The 20,546-nt window shown below is 73.4% G+C and carries 16 protein-coding genes and 2 pseudogenes; 9 read left to right on the top strand and 9 right to left on the bottom strand.

The features are described from left to right. Positions 1-170: 170 nt before the first annotated feature. Positions 171-1,310 (bottom strand): aminoglycoside phosphotransferase family protein, encoded by a 1,140-nt coding sequence (locus ABZ818_RS04720; RefSeq protein ID WP_361410790.1) that lies wholly within the window; start codon positions 1,308-1,310, stop codon positions 171-173. Between the two features lie 234 nt (positions 1,311-1,544). Here ABZ818_RS04720 and ABZ818_RS04715 point away from each other — a divergent pair, with 234 nt between their 5' ends. Next, on the top strand, positions 1,545-3,038 hold the full coding sequence (locus ABZ818_RS04715; RefSeq protein WP_361410787.1) for a hypothetical protein: 1,494 nt from the start codon (positions 1,545-1,547) through the stop codon (positions 3,036-3,038). Between the two features lie 21 nt (positions 3,039-3,059). Here ABZ818_RS04715 and ABZ818_RS04710 read toward each other — a convergent pair whose 3' ends face one another. Beyond that, positions 3,060-4,514 (bottom strand): SpoIIE family protein phosphatase, encoded by a 1,455-nt coding sequence (locus tag ABZ818_RS04710; protein WP_361410784.1) that lies wholly within the window; start codon positions 4,512-4,514, stop codon positions 3,060-3,062. A 428-nt stretch (positions 4,515-4,942) separates the two neighbouring features. Here ABZ818_RS04710 and ABZ818_RS04705 point away from each other — a divergent pair, with 428 nt between their 5' ends. Further along, positions 4,943-5,356: an SsgA family sporulation/cell division regulator gene (locus tag ABZ818_RS04705; RefSeq protein WP_361410781.1), complete on the top strand. Its 414-nt coding sequence runs from the start codon at positions 4,943-4,945 to the stop codon at positions 5,354-5,356. 81 nt (positions 5,357-5,437) lie between these two features. On the opposite strand, the gene ABZ818_RS04700 is transcribed toward ABZ818_RS04705, so the two are convergent. Continuing rightward, complete coding sequence (locus ABZ818_RS04700) at positions 5,438-6,538, bottom strand: chemotaxis protein (RefSeq protein WP_361410778.1); 1,101 nt, start codon at positions 6,536-6,538, stop codon at positions 5,438-5,440. 550 nt (positions 6,539-7,088) lie between these two features. On the opposite strand from ABZ818_RS04700, the pseudogene ABZ818_RS04695 reads away from it, so the two are divergent. Beyond that, positions 7,089-7,781, top strand: a pseudogene (locus ABZ818_RS04695) (asparagine synthase C-terminal domain-containing protein); the annotation flags it as partial. 6 nt (positions 7,782-7,787) lie between these two features. Here ABZ818_RS04695 and ABZ818_RS04690 read toward each other — a convergent pair. After that, positions 7,788-9,392 carry an alpha/beta hydrolase gene (locus ABZ818_RS04690; protein ID WP_361411178.1) on the bottom strand — a complete coding sequence of 535 codons (1,605 nt, stop codon included), beginning with the start codon at positions 9,390-9,392 and terminating at the stop codon, positions 7,788-7,790. Between the two features lie 263 nt (positions 9,393-9,655). Between ABZ818_RS04690 and ABZ818_RS04685 the strand changes: the two genes are divergently transcribed. Both ABZ818_RS04685 and ABZ818_RS04680 read left to right on the top strand, forming a co-directional pair. Beyond that, on the top strand, positions 9,656-10,321 hold the full coding sequence (locus tag ABZ818_RS04685) for a chaplin family protein (protein ID WP_361410775.1): 666 nt from the start codon (positions 9,656-9,658) through the stop codon (positions 10,319-10,321). Positions 10,322-10,451: 130 nt separating this feature from the next. Continuing rightward, the gene (locus ABZ818_RS04680) at positions 10,452-11,228 is read left to right on the top strand and encodes a GNAT family N-acetyltransferase (RefSeq protein ID WP_361410772.1); all 777 of its coding nucleotides are present in this window, start codon (positions 10,452-10,454) and stop codon (positions 11,226-11,228) included. A gap of 31 nt (positions 11,229-11,259) precedes the next feature. On the opposite strand, the gene ABZ818_RS04675 is transcribed toward ABZ818_RS04680, so the two are convergent. Next, positions 11,260-11,526, bottom strand: a complete 267-nt coding sequence (locus ABZ818_RS04675; protein WP_141364363.1) for a GlsB/YeaQ/YmgE family stress response membrane protein — start codon at positions 11,524-11,526, stop codon at positions 11,260-11,262. 143 nt (positions 11,527-11,669) lie between these two features. On the opposite strand from ABZ818_RS04675, the gene ABZ818_RS04670 reads away from it, so the two are divergent. Continuing rightward, complete coding sequence (locus tag ABZ818_RS04670; RefSeq protein WP_361410768.1) at positions 11,670-12,437, top strand: metalloregulator ArsR/SmtB family transcription factor; 768 nt, start codon at positions 11,670-11,672, stop codon at positions 12,435-12,437. A gap of 106 nt (positions 12,438-12,543) precedes the next feature. Here ABZ818_RS04670 and ABZ818_RS04665 read toward each other — a convergent pair. The 3 genes and pseudogenes from ABZ818_RS04665 to ABZ818_RS04655 form a co-directional block, all read right to left on the bottom strand. Next, positions 12,544-13,060, bottom strand: a pseudogene (locus ABZ818_RS04665) (sigma-70 family RNA polymerase sigma factor); the annotation flags it as partial. Between the two features lie 213 nt (positions 13,061-13,273). Further along, positions 13,274-14,647 carry a deoxyribodipyrimidine photo-lyase gene (locus tag ABZ818_RS04660; protein ID WP_361410765.1) on the bottom strand — a complete coding sequence of 458 codons (1,374 nt, stop codon included), beginning with the start codon at positions 14,645-14,647 and terminating at the stop codon, positions 13,274-13,276. A gap of 104 nt (positions 14,648-14,751) precedes the next feature. Continuing rightward, positions 14,752-16,284 (bottom strand): SDR family oxidoreductase, encoded by a 1,533-nt coding sequence (locus ABZ818_RS04655; protein ID WP_361410762.1) that lies wholly within the window; start codon positions 16,282-16,284, stop codon positions 14,752-14,754. Between the two features lie 240 nt (positions 16,285-16,524). Between ABZ818_RS04655 and ABZ818_RS04650 the strand changes: the two genes are divergently transcribed. The 3 genes from ABZ818_RS04650 to ABZ818_RS04640 all read left to right on the top strand — a co-directional run bounded on the left by ABZ818_RS04650 (position 16,525) and on the right by ABZ818_RS04640 (position 19,599). Further along, on the top strand, positions 16,525-16,881 hold the full coding sequence (locus ABZ818_RS04650) for a YciI family protein (RefSeq protein ID WP_361410759.1): 357 nt from the start codon (positions 16,525-16,527) through the stop codon (positions 16,879-16,881). A 383-nt stretch (positions 16,882-17,264) separates the two neighbouring features. Beyond that, positions 17,265-18,635 (top strand): RICIN domain-containing protein, encoded by a 1,371-nt coding sequence (locus tag ABZ818_RS04645; RefSeq protein ID WP_361411176.1) that lies wholly within the window; start codon positions 17,265-17,267, stop codon positions 18,633-18,635. A gap of 55 nt (positions 18,636-18,690) precedes the next feature. Continuing rightward, a complete protein-coding gene (locus ABZ818_RS04640; protein WP_361410756.1) occupies positions 18,691-19,599 on the top strand; it encodes an oxidoreductase in 909 nt (302 codons plus the stop codon). Between the two features lie 46 nt (positions 19,600-19,645). On the opposite strand, the gene ABZ818_RS04635 is transcribed toward ABZ818_RS04640, so the two are convergent. Continuing rightward, on the bottom strand, positions 19,646-20,353 hold the full coding sequence (locus tag ABZ818_RS04635) for a dienelactone hydrolase family protein (RefSeq protein WP_361410753.1): 708 nt from the start codon (positions 20,351-20,353) through the stop codon (positions 19,646-19,648). Positions 20,354-20,546 lie beyond the last annotated feature (193 nt).

The raw sequence follows: 20,546 nt of genomic DNA, 5'->3' as shown, positions 1-20,546 counted from the left end.
CTGCGCGGCGTCAGTGGCTTACACCAATGACCCCTGCGGCCGCTACTCCGAAAGAGCTGAACGAGACCCGGGCATGGGAGGGGGCGAAGGGGGCGGCCCGCGGAGATGTCAGGGCATGACAAAGGACCGCGGGCACCGGGTCGATGGGTGCCCGCGGACCGTTGTCCCCGTCAGCGAGTGCCGACGGCTGCGCGTACGGCCCGGCGGGCCAGTTGGCAGTCGTCGTGGAGCCGCCGCAGCAGCAGCCGCTGTTCCTCGCCGGACGGCGCGGCACCCGGGTGGGCCGTGCCCGGTGCCGCCGGGGCCGTATCGTGCATGGAGCGCTGCACGGCCGTCTCGTAGGTGCGGATCTCCCGGGTGAGCACGAGCATCAGGTTCACCAGGAACGCGTCCCGCGTGGCCGGGCCCGCCGACTGGGCGATCTGGCTGATCTGCCGCCGTGCCAGCGGCGCGTCCCCGAGCACCGACCACAGCGTCGCCAGGTCGTAGCCCGGCAGGTACCAGCCCGCGTGCTCCCAGTCCACCAGCACGGGACCGGCCGGGGAGAGCAGGACGTTCGCGAGCAGCGCGTCGCCGTGGCAGAACTGGCCCATGCCCTGCCGGCCCGCGGCGTGCGCGATGCCGTGCAGCAGCTTCTGCAGGTCACCCAGGTCCCGGTCGGTGAGCAGACCCAGCTCGTGGTACCGGGAGATGCGGGCGGCGTAGTCCAGCGGGGCGTCGAACGTGCCCGCCGGCGGCCGCCAGGCGTTCAGCCGGCAGATCGCGCCCAGGGCAGCCCCGATGTCCGCCCGGGGCGGGGCCTCCGCCGGGTGCCGTTGCAGAGCGGCCACCCGTCCCGGCGTCCGTTCGATCACCAGCGTGCAGTTGTCCGGGTCCGCCGCGATCAGCCGGGGCACCCGGACCGGGGGCCGATGCCGGACGAACGAGCGGTATGCGGCTATTTCGTGCCGGTAGCGCTCCGCCCACGCCGGGGAGTGGTCGAGTAAGCACTTGGCGACAGCCGTGTTGCGCCCGATGGTGCCGACCAGGAGCACGGACCGGCCGCTGCGGCGCAGCACCTGCACCGGAGAGAACTCCGGGCAGATCCGGTGCACCGAGGCGATCGCCGTGCGCAGTTGCGCGCCCTGCGGGCCGGACAGGTCGAGTCTCCCGCTCAACGGTTGTGTGCCGGGCCCCACGGCGTGCCGCGTCCGGCCGGCACCGAGTCCGGGGGCCGCCGGACGAAGGGGGTCGAGGTGGGGGCCGCCGGTGCCCGGGCGGGCACGCAGCGACCGGGGCGGGGCGGACACGGAGGACGATGCTGCATACATGTGGCGGGACCGATCCCTTCGTGTGCCTGATGCTTCAGCGCGCTCCCGGCCCGGGCGCCCGGGTGCACCCTGGGGAATGTCCCTCGGCGACCGGGTCGGGGTGGCGCGTTCCTACCTGACACCCGGTGCGCACTGGCACACCATGTGGCGCACCCTGGCGAACCCTGGCGAATAGTCGCCCGGCAAGTCGCGGCGGGTCTACTGTCAACTCAGCCGAGTACCTGGGGGCTTGACGTGACAGGACAACCCAACACCCGTCTCGCGGACCTGTTCGGCCTGGCCGGCTGGTCCAAAGGGGAACTCGCGAGGCTGGTCAACCGGCAGGCGGCGGCCATGGGCCACCCCCAGCTGGCGACCGACACCTCTCGGGTGCGGCGCTGGATCGACATGGGAGAGATCCCGCGCGATCCCGTACCGCGAGTGCTGGCAGCCCTGTTCACCGAGCGTCTCGGCCGTGTCGTGACCATCGAGGACCTCGGTCTGGTGCGGCACGGGCGTACAGGGAAACGGCAGGGCGACGGGAGTGCGGAACATCCCGACGGAGTGCCGTGGGCGCCCGAGCGCACCGCCGCGGTCCTCACCGAATTCACGGGAATGGACCTCATGCTCAACCGACGCGGCTTGGTGGGCGCGGGCGCCGCGCTCGCCGCGGGCTCCGCACTCAGCAGCGCCATGCACGACTGGCTGCAATCCGATCCGACACTCAAGGCAGACACTCCCGCCCTCGACCATCCCCTGCACGCCGACCCCGCTGGGTTCGACCGCTACGACGCCGCCCCCATCGGGTCGCAGGAGATCGAGGAACTCGAACGCTCGGTGGAGGTGTTCCGAGCCTGGGACGCCGCCCGTGGCGGCGGGCTGCAACGCAAGGCGGTGGTCGGCCAGCTCAACGAGGTGGGCGGCATGCTCGCCTACCGCCACCCATCCCACCTCCAGCGGCGTCTGTGGGGCGTCGCCGCCAACCTCTCCGTCCTCGCCGGCTGGATGTCCCACGACGTCGGCCTGGAACCCACCGCCCAGAAGTACTTCGTCATCGCCGCCCATGCCGCCAGGGAGGGCGGCGACCGGCCGCGCGCCGGGGAGGCGCTGTCCCGCGCGGCGCGCCAGATGGTGCACCTGGGCCGGCCCGACGACGCGCTGGACCTGATGAAGCTCGCCCACTCCGGCTCGGGTGACCGCCTCCAGCCGCGCACCAAGGCGATGTTCCACACCATCGAGGCCTGGGCCCAGGCCTCAATGGGCAAGGGCCAGGCGATGCGCCGCACCCTCGGACAGGCGGAGGACCTCTTCGTCTCCGAAACCGGCGACGCGGAGCCGCTCGACTGGATGCAGACCTTCAAGGACGAGGATCTGTACGGGATGACGGCGCTCGCGTACCGCACGCTGGCGGAGCACGACCCGAACGCGGCCGCGCACGCCCAGCACTACGCGGAGAAGGCCCTGTCCCTGCGGGTCGACGGACGCGAGCGGTCGAAGATCTTCGACCATCTGTCCATGGCCTCCGCCTGCTTCATCGCGAACGACCCCGAACAGGCGGACCGGTACGCACGGTTGGCCCTGATGGCGATGGGATCGAACTCCTCTCGCCGCACCTGGGACCGGCTGCGCGAGATGTACCGGCTCACCGCCGAGTACGCCACCTATCCGAAGGTCGGCGAGTTGCGGGAGGAGATCCGGCTGGCCCTGCCCAAGCCGAAGGGCAGGAACACGGGCAGCGCACCGGCGTAGGGTCCCGGTTCCGTACGCGGGCTACGACGTCACTCGGGCGACCAGTACGCAGGCGTCGTCCTCGCGCCCGGTTCCGCCGAACTCCTCCACGACCGTCCGTACGCACTCCTGCGCGCGGCGCGCCGCGGTGAACCGCGGGGCCAGGTCGAGCAGGCGGTGTGCGGTGGCCGTCCTTCCCTCACGCTCGGCTGCGCCGGAGCGCGCGGACTCCCGTCGCGGCACCAGTCCGTCGGTGTGCAGCAGGAGCAGGTCGCCCGTCTCCAGGGTCTCCTCGGCCTGCCCGTAGGAGGTTCCCGAGGCGGCGCCGAGCAGGACGCCGTCCGGGGCGTCCAGGATCCGCCCCGTCCCGCCGCGGAACAGCAGCGGGGCGGGGTGTCCTGCCCGCGCCCAGGTCAGGGTGCGGGTGGCGGGCCGGTAGCGGCAGCAGACGGCGCTGCCCAGGGCCGGCTGCACGGTGGCGTCCAGCAGTTGGTCGAGCCAGGTCATCAGCTGTCCCGGCCGGGCCCCCGCCATCGCCATGCCGCGCAGGGAACCCAGCAGCATCGCCGTGCCCGAGGTCAGGCCCGGCCCGCGGCCGGTGAGTCCGCCGACGCTGAGCAGGGTGTCGCCGTCGGCCAGTTCCAGCGCGTCGTACCAGTCGGCCCCGATCGGCGTGCCGGTGGAGGACGGCAGGTGGTGGGCGGCCAGGTCGAGCTTCGGGCGGCCCCGGGGCGGGAGCCGCAGGGAGCCGCGCCACGGGGGGAGCGCGGCTCCCTGCGGCTCGACCGCGAGCCGGTGCTCGGTCTGCGTGCGACGCCGGTGGCGGTGCAGCGAGTCACGGGTCTCGCGCACCGCCGACTGACTGAGCCGCAGTTCGCTGACGTCCCGCAGCACCGCCCACATCGAGGCGGTGCCGCCGTCTGCGTCGAGCACGGGCTCGCCCATCATGTGCACCGCGCGGACGGCTCCGTCGGGCCGCACGATGCGGAACTCCCCGTCGATCGGCTTGGCGTCGACCAGGCAGTCGGTGACCATGGCGGTCAGCCGGGGCCGGTCCTCGTCCAGCACCACGGAGGGCAGTTCGTCGAGGGTGAGCGGGGGAACGGCGGGGTCGCGGCCGAGGATCAGGTACAACTCGCCCGACCAGGCGGCCTCGTCCGTCAGCAGGTTCCACTCGGCGCTGCCGACCCGGCTGAGCAGCGGACCGCGCGGTGGGGCGGCCGGTGTGCCGACCTCGGCCGCCGGTGCCGTGTGCACCGGTTCCGGGCCGTCCCGTAACTGCGCCAAGTGCTCATCCAAATCGCTGAGTTGACGCAGCGCCAGGTCGCACAGCGCACGCTCCCACCGGCCCCGCGGATCCGAGGCGTCGCCCTGTGCGTCCCGCCGTACGGCGTCCACCTCGCCCCTGAGCCGGCGCGCCTGCGATATCAGCGCGTCGACCGGTCCGCACCCTGGTGGCTGGGCGGGGGAGCGGTCCGCGGACACGTGGGGCGGCATGGCGCACTCCGATGCGGGGACGGTAGGGCCGAGGCGGCGGGAGGGACCGCTACGACTGTTGCACAGCCGGCGGCGCCCCGTAAGGGATTTGGCAAGACGCGATGCGAGGGTGCATCCGGCATATGTCACAGTCTTCCCCGGGCGGCTGACCGGCACTTTTGGTGTAGCCGTCCCGGTGGCCAAGGCGTAGGCGACGTACGCGATTTGGCGGTCGTTCGGAGGCGGCGCCCGGATATTCAAGCGTGATTCAAGCGTGTGTTCTACGGTCGTGTGTTCCCTCCCGGCGGGCTGCCTGCCGCCGATCACCGAAGAAGTGACGCAGGTCACATGGATTGGTGGGGGCTCATGCGTAATGCGAACGGCCCCTTCGGGCTCCTAAGGACAACGGCACAACCGGCCGAGCTGACGATCCGCAGGGGAGACCGACCATGGACACCACTCTCGAGCAGTCCGCCCGCGCCCGCCTGATCACCGCGGACGGGCGGGAACTCCCCGTGCCCGCCACCCTGCGCTACGCCTCCACCGACCCGCTGGCCGTGCACGTCGACTTCCCGCCCGAGGCCTCCCTCGACGGCGAGGCGGTCTCGTGGACCTTCGCCCGCGCCCTGCTGGAGGAAGGGCTCGAAGGGCAGGCCGGGGCCGGGGACGTGCACCTGTGGCCGTGCGGAGGGTCCCGTACCGTGCTGGAGCTGCACTCGCCCGCCGGCCTGGCCCTGCTCCAGTTCGACACACCGGCGTTGCGCCGCTTCCTGCTGCGCAGCTACGCGGTGGTCCCGTCCGGCCAGGAGGACCTCGCCACTGCCGTCGACCGCGGTCTGAGCGCCCTCTTCGGCACGGTCTGACCCGGCGGCCCGCCGCGCCGGGCGCCGCCGGGCCTCCCCGGAGGGGCCCCGGTGCCCGGCGCGGCCGTGCCCGCGCCGGCGTCAGTAGCGCAGCACCCCGGCGATCCCCTGCGCGTCGCCCAGGGTGCCGTCGGGGACGAAGCGCACGTCGGCGCCCGTCTCCAGGCACTGCTCGACGATCTCGTCCACGATGTCCTCGCGGGCGCCCGGCTCCTCGCTCTCCGCCGGAACCAGATGGCCGCCGGCGGAGTCGCGCACCGTCACGCGGTAGTTCTCCTCGACGGCCAGCAGCCGGATCCGGCCCTCCCGCGCGGTCTGCCAGACCTCGTCGACACCGGCCGCGTACTCCTTGCGTCCGCGGGCCCCCTCCAGTTCCCGGGCCACCGCCTCGGTGTCGCCCCGCGTCTCCTCGCCGTGCACGGGCCCGATCGCCCGCCAGACGGCCTCGGGGGTGGCGTGCGCCAGACCGCCGTGCTGGACGGGCACCGCGCACTTGGCGACGCTGCCGACCTCCTCCAGGGCGGACAGCGCGGCCGGCTCGCCGGTGATGTACAGCCGGCGCGGATGCTCGCGCAGGACCGCGCTCATCGCGCCGTCCGCCTCCCGCAGGAACTGGCGGGTGCTCTGGTCCCGGAACGTGCTCGGCGCGTCGCCGATCTGCATCCGGCGCTCGGCGTCGAAGTTCTCGACGAGTTTCCTGGTCAGCGGGAAGCCGCCGGTGTGGTCCTCCGTGACGCGGTCGACGCCGCCGCTCCACAGCGTCACGCGGTCCGCGGAGACGGACAGTATCCAGAACGGGCGCTCGGCGGTCCGCGCGGAGACCAGGTTGCGGGTCAGGAAGGTGTCCGAGAGGACCACGCGCTCCGGAACGGTACGGGTCAGCGACCACACCTGGTGCTCGCCCGGGGCGGCGAAGATCGCCAGTCCGTCCTCGGCGTACGTCAGGTCCACCTCGGCGAGGGCCTGGTCGAGCTGCCGGACGACGTCGTTGCGTTGCTCCCGGGTGACCTGGGGGTTGGTCTCCAGCTGCCGCTTGGCCTCGGCCACGACGTTGCGCAGCCGGACCGGATCCTGTGCGTTGTCGGGCTCGCGGCGGTGTGTCGGCGTCAGCACCGACACCGCCGGGTAGGGGCGCGGACGCCGCAGCTCGGTGAGGATCGAGGGACTCAGCTCGTGCTCCATGACAGCACGATAGGTCCGATTCGCACTTCAGGCATTCGGGGCAACTCGACTGGCGCGTGGGGCCTTTCGCTGGTACGGCGCCGGAGGTGCCGCGGGCCCTGCGGCGTGCCCCGTCCGGGACCGCCCGCGAGCCGGGTCGCACGGGTCGGCGCGGCCCCGTTCGCGGACATTGGAGAAGTCTTCGCCGTTGTCCGGTTCCCGGCGCTCCGCCCCTGGTGCGAGGCCCTTTCCGCAATGTTCCGGGAGCAAAGTGCGGCCGGAACGAGCGGGTCACGGTAGCAACCGGGTGACGTCCGCGTTGACCGCCACCGCCCCGGTGGCACACGCTCGTCATACAGATGCTCGATGCAACTGGTTTCGCCTGGGTGTCGGGCGCTCACCCGGCTCCGTGCGGGTGAGCGATCCCTTCCGGCCGGCCGGAAGGCAGGAGGTAGCGGATGTGCGGCATCACCGGCTGGGTCTCCTACGACCGCGATCTGCGCGCCGAGGCCGCGACCCTGAGTGCCATGACCGAGACGATGGCCTGCCGCGGCCCCGACGACCGCGGCACTTCGGCGGCTACCAGCAGTTCTTCGACGAGGAGGCGCGCCGCGCCGACACCTACCCCTGGCTGGTGCGCTTCCAGCGCGACTTCGGCGACCACGCCGGTGTCCTGCACCCCGACCTCGCCCGGGCCCTCGACCTGCGCGCCTACGTCGCCGACGGCTACCGCACCGCCATCGGCGCCGTCAGCCGCCTCGACGGCGAGAGCGACTTCGAGTTCCGGATGCGGCAGATCTGCCACCTCCACCTGACCCGCTTCGTCCGGGCCCTCCTCGACCGCAAGGACCGGATGAGCATGGGGGTCGGCCTGGAGGTCCGCGTCCCCTACTGCGACCACCGCCTGGTCGAGTACGTCTACAACGCGCCCTGGGCCCTGAAGTCCTTCGACGGCCGGGAGAAGACCCTGCTGCGGGAGTCGACCGCGGACCTGCTGCCCACGTCCGTCTACGACAGGGTCAAGAGCCCCTACTCGTCCACCCAGGACCCCAAGTACGCCCTCGCCCTCCAGGACCACGCCAAGGACCTGCTCGGCCGGCCGGGGCACCCGGTCTTCGACCTCGTGGACCAGGAACGGCTGCGCCGCCTCGCGCACAGCGACACCTCCCTCGGCGGCAACCAGGCGGCGCGACGCGGCCTGGAGCGGACCCTCGACCTGGCCGTCTGGCTGGACCTGTACCAGCCCCGGACCGTCACCGGCTGAGCCCGGTCAGCCGCTCGCGTCCGGCTCCCGGTCCGCGCCGCACGAGCTGCCGTCGGCCGGCAGGGAGCCGTACAGCAGGAAGTCGTTCACCTTCTTGTGCACGCACCGGGAGGACAGGTACCCGGTGTGCCCGTCGGCCCGGTTGTCGAGCACCACGGCGGACGGGCCGAGCCGCCGCGCCGTCTCCAGCGCCCAGCGGTACGGGGTCGCCGGGTCGCCGCGGGTGCCGACCAGCAGCATCCTCGCCGTGTCGACGTTCTTCACCTTCTCGCGGATGAAGTCGGTGCCCTTGGGGCGGCCGTAGCACATCAGCAGCTCGTTCAGCCGGGCGCGGCCGAAGACCGGCGAGGCGTGCTCGTACTCGGTACTCAGCCGGCCGAGGTCCCTGGTGAGCTGCGCGGCGCCGGGCCGGTCGGGGTCGTCGGCGCAGTTGACCGCCATGGTCGCGGCGGGCTGGTTGTCGGACGGTATCTCGGCGGAGCCGACCAGTCCGCCGTCCGCCGGACGCGGCGCGCTGCTCCGTCCCGGCAGGGCGCCGCCCCCGGCGGTGAAGGCCTCGATGCCGTGCGTGTCGCCGTCCTCCACCAGGGAGGCCATCGCGCGTTCCAGGGTGGGCCACAACCGCCTGCTGTAGAGCGCCTGCCCGACGGCCCGGGCGAGGTCCTGGCCCGACAGCCTGCCGCCGAAGCCGTTCGGCACCGGGTTCGCGTCGAGCGAGCGGACGAGCCGGACCATCTGGTCGCCGGCCGCGCGGCGGTCGTCGCCCAACGGGCAGGCGAGGTCCCGCACGCACCAGTCGAGGAAGTCGTCGAGCGCGGTCTGCTGCGCCTCGGCGGCGACCAGCCCCTGCTCCGCCGGCGGCTCGGTCAGGGTGTCGACCCCGTCGAGGGCCATCCTGCCGACCTTGCCGGGGAACAGCGCCGCGTACACCGCGCCGAGCCGGGTGCCGTAGGAGAAGCCCAGATAGTCGAGCCGGTCGTCGCCGAGCGCCTGACGGATCACGTCCAGGTCCCGGGCCGCGTCGACGGTGCCCATGTGTGCCTGGACCGGGCCCGAGCGCCGGGCGCACTCGGCGGCCGTCCGCTGCCAGGCCGTGAGTTTCTCGCGGGCGACCTTCGGGTCGCCGAGGTTCCCGTTCCCACTGGTCAGCTGCGAGGCCCGGTCGTCCGTGCCCAGGCCGCAGCCGACCGGAGAGGACCTGCCGACGCCCCGCGGGTCGAAGGCGACCACGTCGTAGCCGTTGGTCAGGTCCATGAACCGTCTGCCGTCGGTGGTCAGTCCGGGCACGCCCGCGACTCCAGGGCCGCCGAAGTCGAGCAGCACCGAGCCCCGGGAGGGGCCGGTGGCCCGGTAGCGGGCCAGGGCGAGGTCGAGGGTGCCGGCGCCGGGGTGCGCGTAGTCGAGGGGAACGGTGACCTTGCCGCACTGCATGTCCTTCGGGGCGCCCGCCTCGCACGCCGACCACGCCACCTTCTGGCGGTAGAACCGGCTCAGGTCCGGCGCGTCGCCGTCGGCCCCCGCGGGCAGTCCAGCGCCGAGGAGGACGAGCGTGGCGGCCCCGAGGCACGCGCCGCGCCGGGCCGCGCGCCGCGTCGACAGCTTGGCCAGCATGGGCGCCTCCAGCAACGCTCCGCCGCGGACCGGGAACAGGCCTTCGCCCACCTTAGGCGGCCCCTTTGGACGCCGCCTGCCGGCGGCCGGCCGCACGGTCGCCGCACCGGGACCCACCGCCCGGCATCGGCGGCTTCGCGCACGTTCGATAACAGGCCCCCCGATGGAGTGAAAGAACGACAGGCCATAACCCCAAATCCTTCACCAGCGTTTTACGGGGTGCGGGTGAGCGCCCGCGACCATGTCTGGAAGGCAGGGAACCTATGAAACGGGTCACCCGGAACAGTGTGATCGCCGTGGCCGCCGCCTCCGGCGCGATGGCGATGGCCATGCCGGTGTCCGCCTTCGCGGCGGACGGCGGCGCCGCGGCGGAGGGTGCCGCGGTCGGCTCGCCCGGTGTGCTCTCCGGCAACACCATCCAGCTGCCGGTGGACGTTCCGGTGAACGTGTGCGGGAACACCGTGGACGTGGTGGGGCTTTTCAACCCCGCGGCGGGCAACCGGTGCGCCAATGCGTCCGACGGGAGGGAGCGGACGCCGGCAGCCGACGGTGCGGCGGCACAGGCAGGCTCACAGGATTCCCCGGGTGTGGTCTCCGGCAGCACCATCCAGTTGCCCGTGCACGTTCCGGTGAACGTCACCGGCAACAGTGTGAACGTGGGGGGCATCGGCAACCCGGCCTCCGGCAACACGGCCACGAACACCCCGGGCGACCACGTCGCCCCGACGCCTGTGCCGCCCGTGCGGTCCGAGCCGCAGCCGCTGCCGAGGCCCGTGACGCATCCCGAGCCCGCGGCCGTGCCCCAGACGCAGGTGTCGCTCGCCCACACCGGCGCGGAGCAGACCGTGCCGGTGGTGGCCGCGGGGGCGGCCCTGGTGCTCGGCGGCGCCGTCCTGTACCGGCGTTTCCGGCCCGCCGCGTACCGCTGACGCGGCCCGCGACCGCGGCGGAGGCCCAACGGACCTGGCCGGTGGGCCTCCGCCCGGTGGGGCCCACGCCCGAGGGACCCGCACCGTAAACCTGTTGCCGCGGACGTCCGCGGTCTGTTCCAGTCGGCGTATGGATCACACCGCGGTACTCGCCCTGTACGACCGGGACCTGCGCGAGGGCGCTCGCCCCGACGGCCCCGGCCTGCGCGTGGAGCGCGCCGGGAAGGTGGTGCGCCAGGTCGGCGCGGAGCAGGACTGGAACGGCGTGCTGTGGTCGGACCTGGACGAGGCCTCCGTGGACGCCGCGATCGCCGAACAGACGGCCCGCTACGGCGAGTCCGGCCTCCCCTTCGAGTGGAAGGTGTACGGGCACGACCGCCCCGCGGACCTCGGGCGGCGCCTGCTGGCCGCCGGCTTCACCCCCGAGCCGCAGGAGGCGCTGATGGTCGGCGAGATCGCCGATCTGCACCTCGACGCCGACCCGCCCGAGGGCGTTCACCTGCGCGCGGTCACCGACGAGGCGGGTGTCGACCTGCTGGTGTGCGTGCACGAGCAGGCGTTCGGGACGGACGGCTCCCGGCTGCGCCACCGCCTCCTCGCCCGGCTCGCCGCCGAGCCGGACACGCTCGTCGCCGTCGTCGCCCTCGCCGGTGACCAGCCGGTGAGCGCGGCGCGTATGGAGCTGGTGCCCGGGACACCGTTCGCGGGCCTGTGGGGCGGCGGCACCGCAGAGGGCTGGCGGGGCCGGGGCATCTACCGTGCCCTCGTCGCCCACCGCGCCCGTGCCGCCGCCGACCGCGGCTACCGCTATCTCCAGGTCGACGCCTCCAGCCAGAGCCGCCCCATCCTCGAACGCCTCGGCTTCGTCGCGCTGACCACCACGACGCCGTACGTGTACGAGCCGTGAGCCGCCTCGCGGACCGAACCGGGGCGCCGGCTCAGCGGTGACCCGCCTTCGCCCGGTCCAGCGCGGTGACACCCACCGCGGCGAGGGCGATCTGGATGAGCCACTCGATCCAGTCGACCCCCTTGGTGTCGGCGACACCGAGCGCGGAGGCGATCGCCGCACCGACCAGGGCGGCCACGATGCCGATGAGGATCGTCCAGAGAACGCCTATGTGCTGGCGGCCGGGAACGACGAGCCGTCCCAGGACACCGATGATCAAGCCGATGACGATGGCACTGATGATGCCCGTGATCTCCATCTTCCGCCCCTCTGCGTCGTGACCCCCGCGCCCTTCGAATGCCCGCTGGGACCGGAGCCACACCGGTCGGTTCCACCGCCCCGGCTTGACATGCAGGCAACTGCCTGCGTAACTGGAGTGTGCAATCATGCGGCGACTCGAGGATGGACACGGTCTTCAAGGCACTCGCCGACGAGACCCGCAGACGGCTGCTGGACCGTCTGCACGAGCACAACGGGCTGACGCTGGGCGAGCTGTGCGCGCGCATCGACATGACGCGCCAGTCGGTCACCCAGCACCTGGCCGTACTGGAGGCCGCCAACCTGATCAGCACGGTGCGGCGGGGGCGGGAGAAGCTGCACTACCTCAATCCGGTCCCGCTCCACGAGATCCAGGAGCGGTGGATCGACAAGTTCGAACGCCCACGTCTGAGCGCGTTGGGCGCCGTGAAGCGACGAGCCGAGGAAACCATGGCCAACCCGCCGAGCTATGTGTACGTCATCTACATCGAGAGCACGCCCGAAACGGTCTGGGACGCCCTCACGGACGCCGACCTGACCGCCGTGTACTGGGGCCACCGCAATGTCTCGGACTGGCGGCCCGGCTCCCGCTGGGAGCACGTCCGCACGGACGGTTCGGGCGTCGCCGACGTGGTCGGCGCCGTGGTCGAGGCCGACCGCCCCACCCGTCTGGTGACGACCTGGGCCGCGCCCGAGGACGCGGAGCGGCCGGACAGGCACTCCCGGGTCACCTTCGACATCCGGCCGCACGGGGACATCGTCCGCCTCACCGTCACCCACGAGGACCTCAACGACGAGGGCGAACTCGCCGACGTCTCGGGCGGCTGGCCCGCGGTCCTGTCCAATCTCAAGTCCCTCGTGGAGACGGGCAGTCCGCTTCCCCAGGAGCCGTGGCTGGTGCCCGGTCACTGACCCGGGGGAGCTGGTCCCGGGGGAGCCGGTCCGCTCGCCCGCCGGCCGGTCCTGACTTCTCGCACCGTTCGTGCATCGCATGCCGGTCCTCACCGCACGCCTGCGGCTCCAGACGGCGGCGCAACTGGTGCAGGCCCCGGCGGGCGTGGCTCTTGACGGTGCCCAGCGGCCAGCCCGTGCGCGCCGCGATCTGGGTCTGGGTCAGGTCCTCGAAGAAGGCCAGACGCAGCACACGCCGCTGGGCGGCCGGGAGCCGGTCCAGCTCGTACCGGACCAGGACGCGGTCCAGGGCGGCCTCCGGCCGGCCGCCGGCCGGATCGGCGGTGCCCAGGGCCGACCCGGCGGCCGGTCCGGGCGGACAGCGCGTCGGCGATCTTGCGCCGGGCGATGCCGACGATCCACCCGGCGAGCGGGCCGCGTTCGGGCCGGTAGCCGTGCCTGCCCCGCCAGACACCGAGGAAGACCTGCTGGGTCACGTCCTCCGCCTCCTTGGGGTCTCCCAGGGACCGCCAGGCCAGCGTGTGCACCAGGGCCGACCAGCGGTGGTAGGCGGCGGCGAGGCAGGCGTCGTCGCCCGCCACCAGGCCGCGCGCGAGCTCCTCGTCGGATGCCCGCGCGGGCACCTCCGCGAGACGGTCCACCGCGGAATCACAAGCGGAAGCCGACGCGGCAGCGGGATGCGCGGTGTCGGTCAGGACGGAGGTCGGATGCGGTGTCATGACGACGGCTCCTGTGACGGTTCCCGGGGCTCGCCCCCGTGCCGCCATCGTGTGAGCCCCGGCGTGTCCTCCTCAACTTGCATCGATCCTGCGTCGTTTCCCGGCGGGCGCGGCTCCTCACTCGCGTCCGCGGGCACGCTTGAAGCGGGCCAGTCCCTCGGACAGTTCCACGACCGGGTCCGGGTAGTCGAGGGCGGCCCGCGCCGGCCCCTGGAGCTTCCACGGCTCGTGCACGGCCGGCCCGTCCAGCCCGGCGAGTTCGGGCACCCAGCGGCGTACGTACGTGCCGTCGGGGTCGTACCGCTTGGCCTGGGTGACCGGGTTGAGCACCCGGTTGGGCCGGGTGTCCGTGCCGGTGCCGGCCATCCACTGCCAGTTGAGCTGGTTGTTGGCGATGTCGCCGTCGACCAGGTACCGCAGGAAGTGCCGCGCGCCCACCCGCCAGTCGACGTACAGGGTCTTGGTGAGGAAGCTCGCGGTCAGCAGGCGGCCCCGGTTGTGCATCCAGCCCTCGTGCAGCAGCTGGCGCATGGCCGCGTCGACGATCGGGTAGCCGGTGCGGCCCTCCCGCCACGCCTCGACGTCCTCGCGCGCCGATCGCTCGGACCGCCACCGATCGTGCTTCGTGCGGTAGTCGGCGCTCGCCGCGGCGGGCCGCGCAGCCAGCACCTGGCGGTGGAAGTCGCGCCAGGCGAGCTGCCGTACGAAGGCCTCCGCGCCCGGACCGCCCGCGCCGCGCGCCCGGTGCACGAGCTCGACCGGGGAGAGGGTGCCGAAGTGCAGGTGGGGGGAGAGCCGGGACGTGGCGTCGCCGGCCAGGTCGTCGTGGCGCTCCTCGTAGGCGCCGACGCCGGAGCGCAGCCAGGCCGCCAACCGCTTGCGGCCCTCCGCCTCGCCGCCCGGCGCCAGTCCCGCCGACAGGTCCGCGGCGGCCGGCCGGGAAGGCAGCTCCTCGGAGGCGACGCCGTCCGGCACGCGGACGGTGCGGGGGGCGCCGAGCGGAGCGCGCAGCCGCTGCCACGACCACTGCCGGAAGTAGGGGGTGAAGACGGCGAAGTGGTCCGAGGAGGACGGTGTCAGTGCGCCGGGCGTGACGGCCGTGGTCACCGTGTCGTGCACGTGCAGCCTGCGTCCGTCCGCCTCCAGGGCGCGCCGCAGCCGTTCCTCGCGGCGGTGGGCGAAGCCGCTGACGTCGGCCGCCATGTGGACCTCGTCGGCATCGGCCTCGCGGGCCACCTCGCACACCTGGTCGACGAGGCCGCCGCCGCGGACGACCAGCCGGCCGCCGCGGCGGCGCAGTTCCGTGTCGAGGCCGTGGAGGCAGTCGGCGAGGAACGCCAGCCGGTTCGGGGCGGCGAAGCCGGCCCCGTCCACGGCCCGGTCGCGGACGAACAGCGGGACGACGTGCCGGGAGCCGTCGAGGGCGGCGCGCAGCGGCGGGTGGTCGTGCACCCGCAGGTCGGCGGTGAACAGGACGACCGAGACGTTCATGTGCGGTCTCCGTGGAGGGGACGGGAGAGGCCGGACGGATCGCTCCGGATCACTCCGGAGCGCTCGGATCGCTTCGGGCGCGGCGCGTCCGGCGGATGCGGGCGTCAGCGCACGGAGGTGCGTTCCCCCGCCGTGGTGAGCCGGGCCTGCTCGGCCGCCGCCCCGGCGATGTTGCGGGCCATCCCGCCGAACACGAGCGCGTGGAAGGGCGAGACACTCCACCAGTAGGCGTGCCCCAGCAGCCCGTGCGGATGGAACACCGCGCGCTGGCGGTACAGCGTGCGGCCCCGGGCGTCGGTGCCGACGCGCATCTCCAGCCAGGCCAGACCCGGCAGCCGCATCTCGGCCCGCAGCCGGAGCAGCCGTCCCGGCTCGATCTCCTCCACGCGCCAGAAGTCGAGCGAGTCGCCGGCCCGCAGCCGCTGCGCGTCACGGCGGCCCCGGCGCAGCCCGACCCCGCCCGCCAGCCGGTCGAGGCCGCCGCGCAGCGCCCAGGCGAGAGGGAAGGAGTACCAGCCGTGGTCGCCGCCGATGCCCTCGACGACCCGCCACAGGGCCTCGGGCGGGGCGTCCACGGTGCGTTCCCGCCGGTCCGTGTAGAGGCTGCCGCCGGCCCAGTCGGGATCGGTGGGCAGGGGGTCGCTGGGCGCGCCGGGCACCGACGCGGACGACCAGCGGGTCGTCACCTGCGCGTCGCGGACCCGTCGCAGGGCCAGCCGCACCGCCTCGTCGAAGCCGATCGGATGCCCGGGAGGGTCGGGCACGTACCGCAGGATGTCGTGCTCGCGGCAGACCACCTCGTGGCGCAGCGACTCGGCGAGCGGCCGCGCGATGGCCGCCGGTACGGGGGTGACCAGGCCGATCCAGTGACTGGACAGACGGGGGGTGAGGACCGGGACGGGGACGATGACCCGGCGGGGCAGGCCCGCCACCGCCGCGTACCGCAGCATCATGTCCCGGTACGTCAGGACGTCCGGCCCGCCGATGTCGAAGGCCCGGTTCACATCGGCCGGCATCCGCGCGCTGCCCACCAGGACGCGCAGGACGTCGCGCACGGCGATCGGCTGGATGCGGGTGCCCACCCAGCTGGGGGTGACCATCACGGGCAGGCGCTCGGTGAGGTAGCGCAGCATCTCGAAGGAGGCGGAGCCGGAGCCGATGATGACGGCGGCGCGCAGGACGGTGGTCGGCACACCCGAGGCCAGCAGGATGCGGCCGACCTCCGCACGCGAGCGCAGATGCGGGGACAGCTCCCGCCGCGGCACACCGGTGGGGGTCAGGCCGCCGAGGTAGACGACGCGCCGCACGCCCGCGGCCCGGGCCCGCTCCCCGAAGACGCGCGCGGCCCGGCGGTCGGTCTCCTCGAAGTCCTTGCCGGTGCCGAGGGCGTGCACCAGGTAGTAGGCGACGTCGACGTCCCGCAGGGCCGCGGCGACCGACTCCGGGTCGGAGACGTCCCCGCGCACCACCTCCGTGCGAGCCGCCCACGGATGGTCGCGCAGCTTGCCGGGGGAGCGGGCCAGGCAACGTACCCGGTGGCCGGCGTCGAGCAGCTCCGGGACCAGCCGGCCGCCGATGTAGCCCGTGGCGCCCGTCACCAGGCAGCGCGGCCCGTCGCCCGTGTCCTCACCGTTCATCGGCCTCGGTCCCTCACGTGTCGGTGCCTTGTGACCGTCCGGATCACTTCCCCATCACTTCCACCGGGACGGTCCTCGCGGATGCGTGCCCGGCGCTTTCCGTGGGCCGATCGCGTGGCCGAGGCTGCCGCAGCGCGCCGGCCGGGGAAAGGATTCCGCCGAGGCCGTCGGGCGAGGTGCCGGTGCGGCCCGCCGTTCGTGTACGAGGTGGGACGACGGCACGACGCCAAGGAGAACGTCATGAAGTACTACCTGCTCAGCGTGATCCAGCCGGCCGAGGGCGAGCCGCCCTCGGCCGAGGCGCTCGCGCGGATCATGCGCGACGTCGAGGGCTTCCACCAGGAACTGCGCGAGGCGGGCGCCTGGGTCTTCGCCGGCGGGCTGCACGGCCCGGAGACCGCCGTCGTCCTGCGTCCCCGAGGCGATGAGGTGCGGGTCACCGAAGGCCCTTACACCAAGGGCGACGAGTACCTGGGCGGTCTGTGCCTCATCAAGGCGTCCGACCTGGACGCGGCCCTGGAGTGGGGCCGGAAGGCCGGCCTGGCCACCACCCTCCCCATCGAGGTGCGGCCGTTCCTGCATCCGGCCGGGGACTGACGCCCGGCGCGGCCGCCGTCGAGGCCGGCGCCGAGTACGGCCGCGCCGTCTCCGGCCCACCGGAGCAAGGGATTTGACTGGTCTATACCCTTGACTGGTACAGGCCAATGCGGTTGAGTGCCCCCAACCCCCCACCGCGGCCGCCCCCCACACCGTGCCCGGTACCGCCGGCGCACGCACGCGAGGACCGGCTCCGTCCGGCCTCGCGGGGGTGCGGCCGTGCTTACGGGTCCTCGAAGTCGTCCCGGGCGCCGGCCCTGTTCCGCTGACGTCCGGCTGGCGTGCGTGGTGTCATGCACCTGACCATCTTGGCCGACGGTGTCATCGGCCGCCGGGGCGCTCCCCCGGGGCACGGCCACCGTCCGGACGAAGGGCACACCGCCATGCGCACCCCCCACGCGCTGCTCGCCACGACCGCGGCGCTCGCCGCCGTCGTGGCGCCCCCCGCTCCCGCGAGCGCCGCCGCACAGGCTCCGGCCGCCGGGGCGTACTACGTCCAGAGCGTCACGACCGGTCTGGCCGCGGCGGCCGCCGGTGCGGGCGTCGTGGAACAGCACAACCCCAGGGGCGACGAGGACCACCAGCAGTGGAACCTGAGGGCGAACGGGCCGTCGTACGTCCTGGAGAACGCCGACCTGACCGGCACCTGCCTCGGCCGCTCGGGCGACCAGGCGCGCACCGTCGCCTGCGCCGGCGCGGAGGCGGCCTGGGAGATCGCACCGGCCGGAGGCGACCAGTACACGCTCAAGTCACCAGTAGCTGACCGCTACTTGACGGTCGCGGCCAAGCCGTCCGGCGCCAACTACCCCGCCCCGCTGGCCATCGGGTCGACGGGCGACCTGGCCCGCTGGTACCTCACCCCGGTGACGCCGAACACCCGGCCCATGCCGCCGGCGGACCGGCGCACCCTCGACCAGGTCACCTTCCTCACCGCCCACAACGCCTACGCCAACGGAGTCGACGGCGGCTTCGCCCCGCCGTTCGTCAGCCTCTTCCCCAACCAGAGCCGCGGCATCGACCGGCAACTCTCCGACGGTGTACGCGGGTTCATGCTGGACATCCACCAGACCCCGGACGGCGCGATCCTCTGCCACAACAGCTGCACGCTGGTCAGCAGGCCGGTCGCCCTGTGGGTGGACCTCCAGCGCATGGTGGACTTCCTGAAGGCGCACCCCGACCAGTTCGTCACCGTGTTCCTGGAGGACTACGTCGATCCGGGCGTCCTGCGCGCCGAACTCGCCCGTGTCCGCGGCCTGTCCGACGTGCTCTACCGGCCCGACCGGAGCGGGGTGCGCAACGGCGGCTGGCCCAGGATGGCCGACCTGATCGCGGCGAACGACCGGCTGCTGATCTTCACCGACCACAGCCGCTCCGCCGACGAGGCCGCCGGCCTGACCCGGGACGGCTTCGGCGTGATGTACCAGCGCGAGTGGACGGTCGAGAACCACTGGTCGATGGGGCCGGGCCTCGGCGCGTCCGATTGGTCCTGCCACAGCCGCTGGTACGGCGCCGACCTCGACATCCCGCTGACGCACACCGAACCGGGCTTCCGGCCGCTGTTCGTGATGAACCACTTCCGCGACAGCACGATCGCCGCCACGGCACAGACCGACAACACCAAACTCGCCGACCGCGCCCAGCGGTTCTGCGAGCCCGCCGCACGCAAGAAGCCCAACTTCCTCGCCGTGGACCGCTACGACCTGGGCGGCCCCGCGGCCGCCGTGGACGCGCTGAACACTCACACATATCCCTGACATCCGCCCGTACGGCGCACGGGACCGCGGCACGCGGGTGTGCGAGACTCCGCCGATGACCTCCGAAACGATCACCGCGGACGCCGCGGGCACCTGGGAACTCGGCGGCCTGCCCGTCCACCGCATCGGCCTCGGCGCGATGCGGCTGACGGGCAGCGCCGCCTTCCACCTCGGCACACCGAGCGACAGGAACCGCTCGATCGCCGTCCTGCGCCGGGCGGTCGAACTCGGCGTGAACCACATCGACACGGCGGCCTTCTACTTCTCAGCCCGGCGCTCCGCCAACGAGCTGATCAACAGCGCCCTGTCGCCGTACCCGGACGGTCTGGTCGTCGTCACGAAGGTCGGTCCGTTCCGGAACTGCTCGGGGGAGTGGGGCCCCTCCGCGCGCCCCGACGACCTGCGTGGCCACGTCGAGGAGAACCTGCGTCAGCTCGGCCGCGACCAAATGGACGTGGTGAACCTGCGCCGGATGGGGCAGGACTCCATCGCCGAGCACTTCGGCGCGCTCGCCGAACTGCGCGAGGAGGGCCTGATCCGCCACCTCGGCGTCTCCGACGTGGAGCCCCGCCACCTCGAAGAGGCCCGCGCCATCGCGCCGGTGGTGTGCGTGCAGAACCGCTTCGGGCTCGATCTCCACGACCCCGGCACCGACGAACTGCTGCGGGTCTGCGGCGAGGAGGGCATCGCCTTCGTGCCGTTCTTCGCCATCGCCGGCGAGGGCGGCTCCCAGGGGGCGGCGGGCGGTGCGCACGACGAGGAGGTCGCGGCCGTCGCGAAGGCCCACGACGCGACACCCGCACAGGTCCGGATCGCCTGGACCCTCCAGCAGGGCCCGCACGTGCTGGCCATCCCCGGCACCGGCAACCCCGACCACCTCGCGGAGAACGTGGCCGCGGGCGCCCTGCGCCTCACCGACGAGGAGATGGCCCGTCTCGACGCGCTGCACGCCGGGACCGACTGAGCGTCCTCCCGGGCCCGCCGGCCCCGGCCGCGACGTCCGGTCCCGGTCAGTCCAGCTGCCGGTGCAGGAACGCCACGGTGCTCTGCCAGGCGCGGTCCGCCGAGCCGGGCTCGTGGCTGGGGCGGCGGTCGTTGAAGAAGGCGTGGCCGGCCGGGTACAGGCGGAAGTCCGCGGTGACGCCCGACTGCCGCCGGATCGTCTCGCCCAGCTCCTCGACCTGCTCCGGCGAGATGCTCCGGTCCTGCTCCCCGTAGTGGCCGAGGAGTTGGGCGCGCAGCCCGGAGAAGTCGGGCAGCTCGCCGCGGACGACGCCGTAGAACGGCACGGCCGCGCTCACCCGCGGCTCGACCGCCGCGAGGTACAGCACGAACCCGCCACCCATGCAGAAACCGACCGCGCCGACCGTGCCGGAGGTGACCTCGGGCAGGGACAGCAGATGGCCGACGGCGCCGGAGAGCAGTTCGACACCGCGGGAGACGGGCAGGGCCTTCATCATCCGCAGGGCCTCGTCGGCGTCGTGCGCCACGCTGCCGCCGTACAGGTCGGGTGCCAGGGCGACGAAGCCCTCGGTGGCGAGCCGGTCGGCCACGTCGGCGATGTGGTCCGTCAGGCCCCACCACTCCTGGATGACGAGGACGCCCGGACCGCTGCCCGACGGGGGCAGCGCGAGATAGCCGTGCGCGGTGGCTCCCGCGCTCGGGAAGGTGACGTTCTGCCGGGCGGGCGTCTCGGCGGGCCTGGGCCGCTCGGACATGGCGCTCAACTCCTTGCCGGCTTGCGGATCGGCGCCCCGCCGGGGGTGACGGAGGGCCTCCACGGATCCTTACCGCGTTCGCCGTGCCGATTCCGCCCGCCGTTCACGGTCCGGTTCGCGCCCCTTCGTACGCTACTGCCGGTCGCGCGGCGGGCCGCCGGAGCGCACCGGGGCGCGGGTGCGCGCATCCCCG

It is taken from the genome of Streptomyces sp. NPDC047453 (assembly GCF_040643155.1).
In the GTDB taxonomy this organism is placed as follows: Bacteria; Actinomycetota; Actinomycetes; order Streptomycetales; family Streptomycetaceae; genus Streptomyces.
Note: the sequence above shows the minus strand (reverse complement) of the source record. Positions and strands in the feature narration are given on the sequence as shown.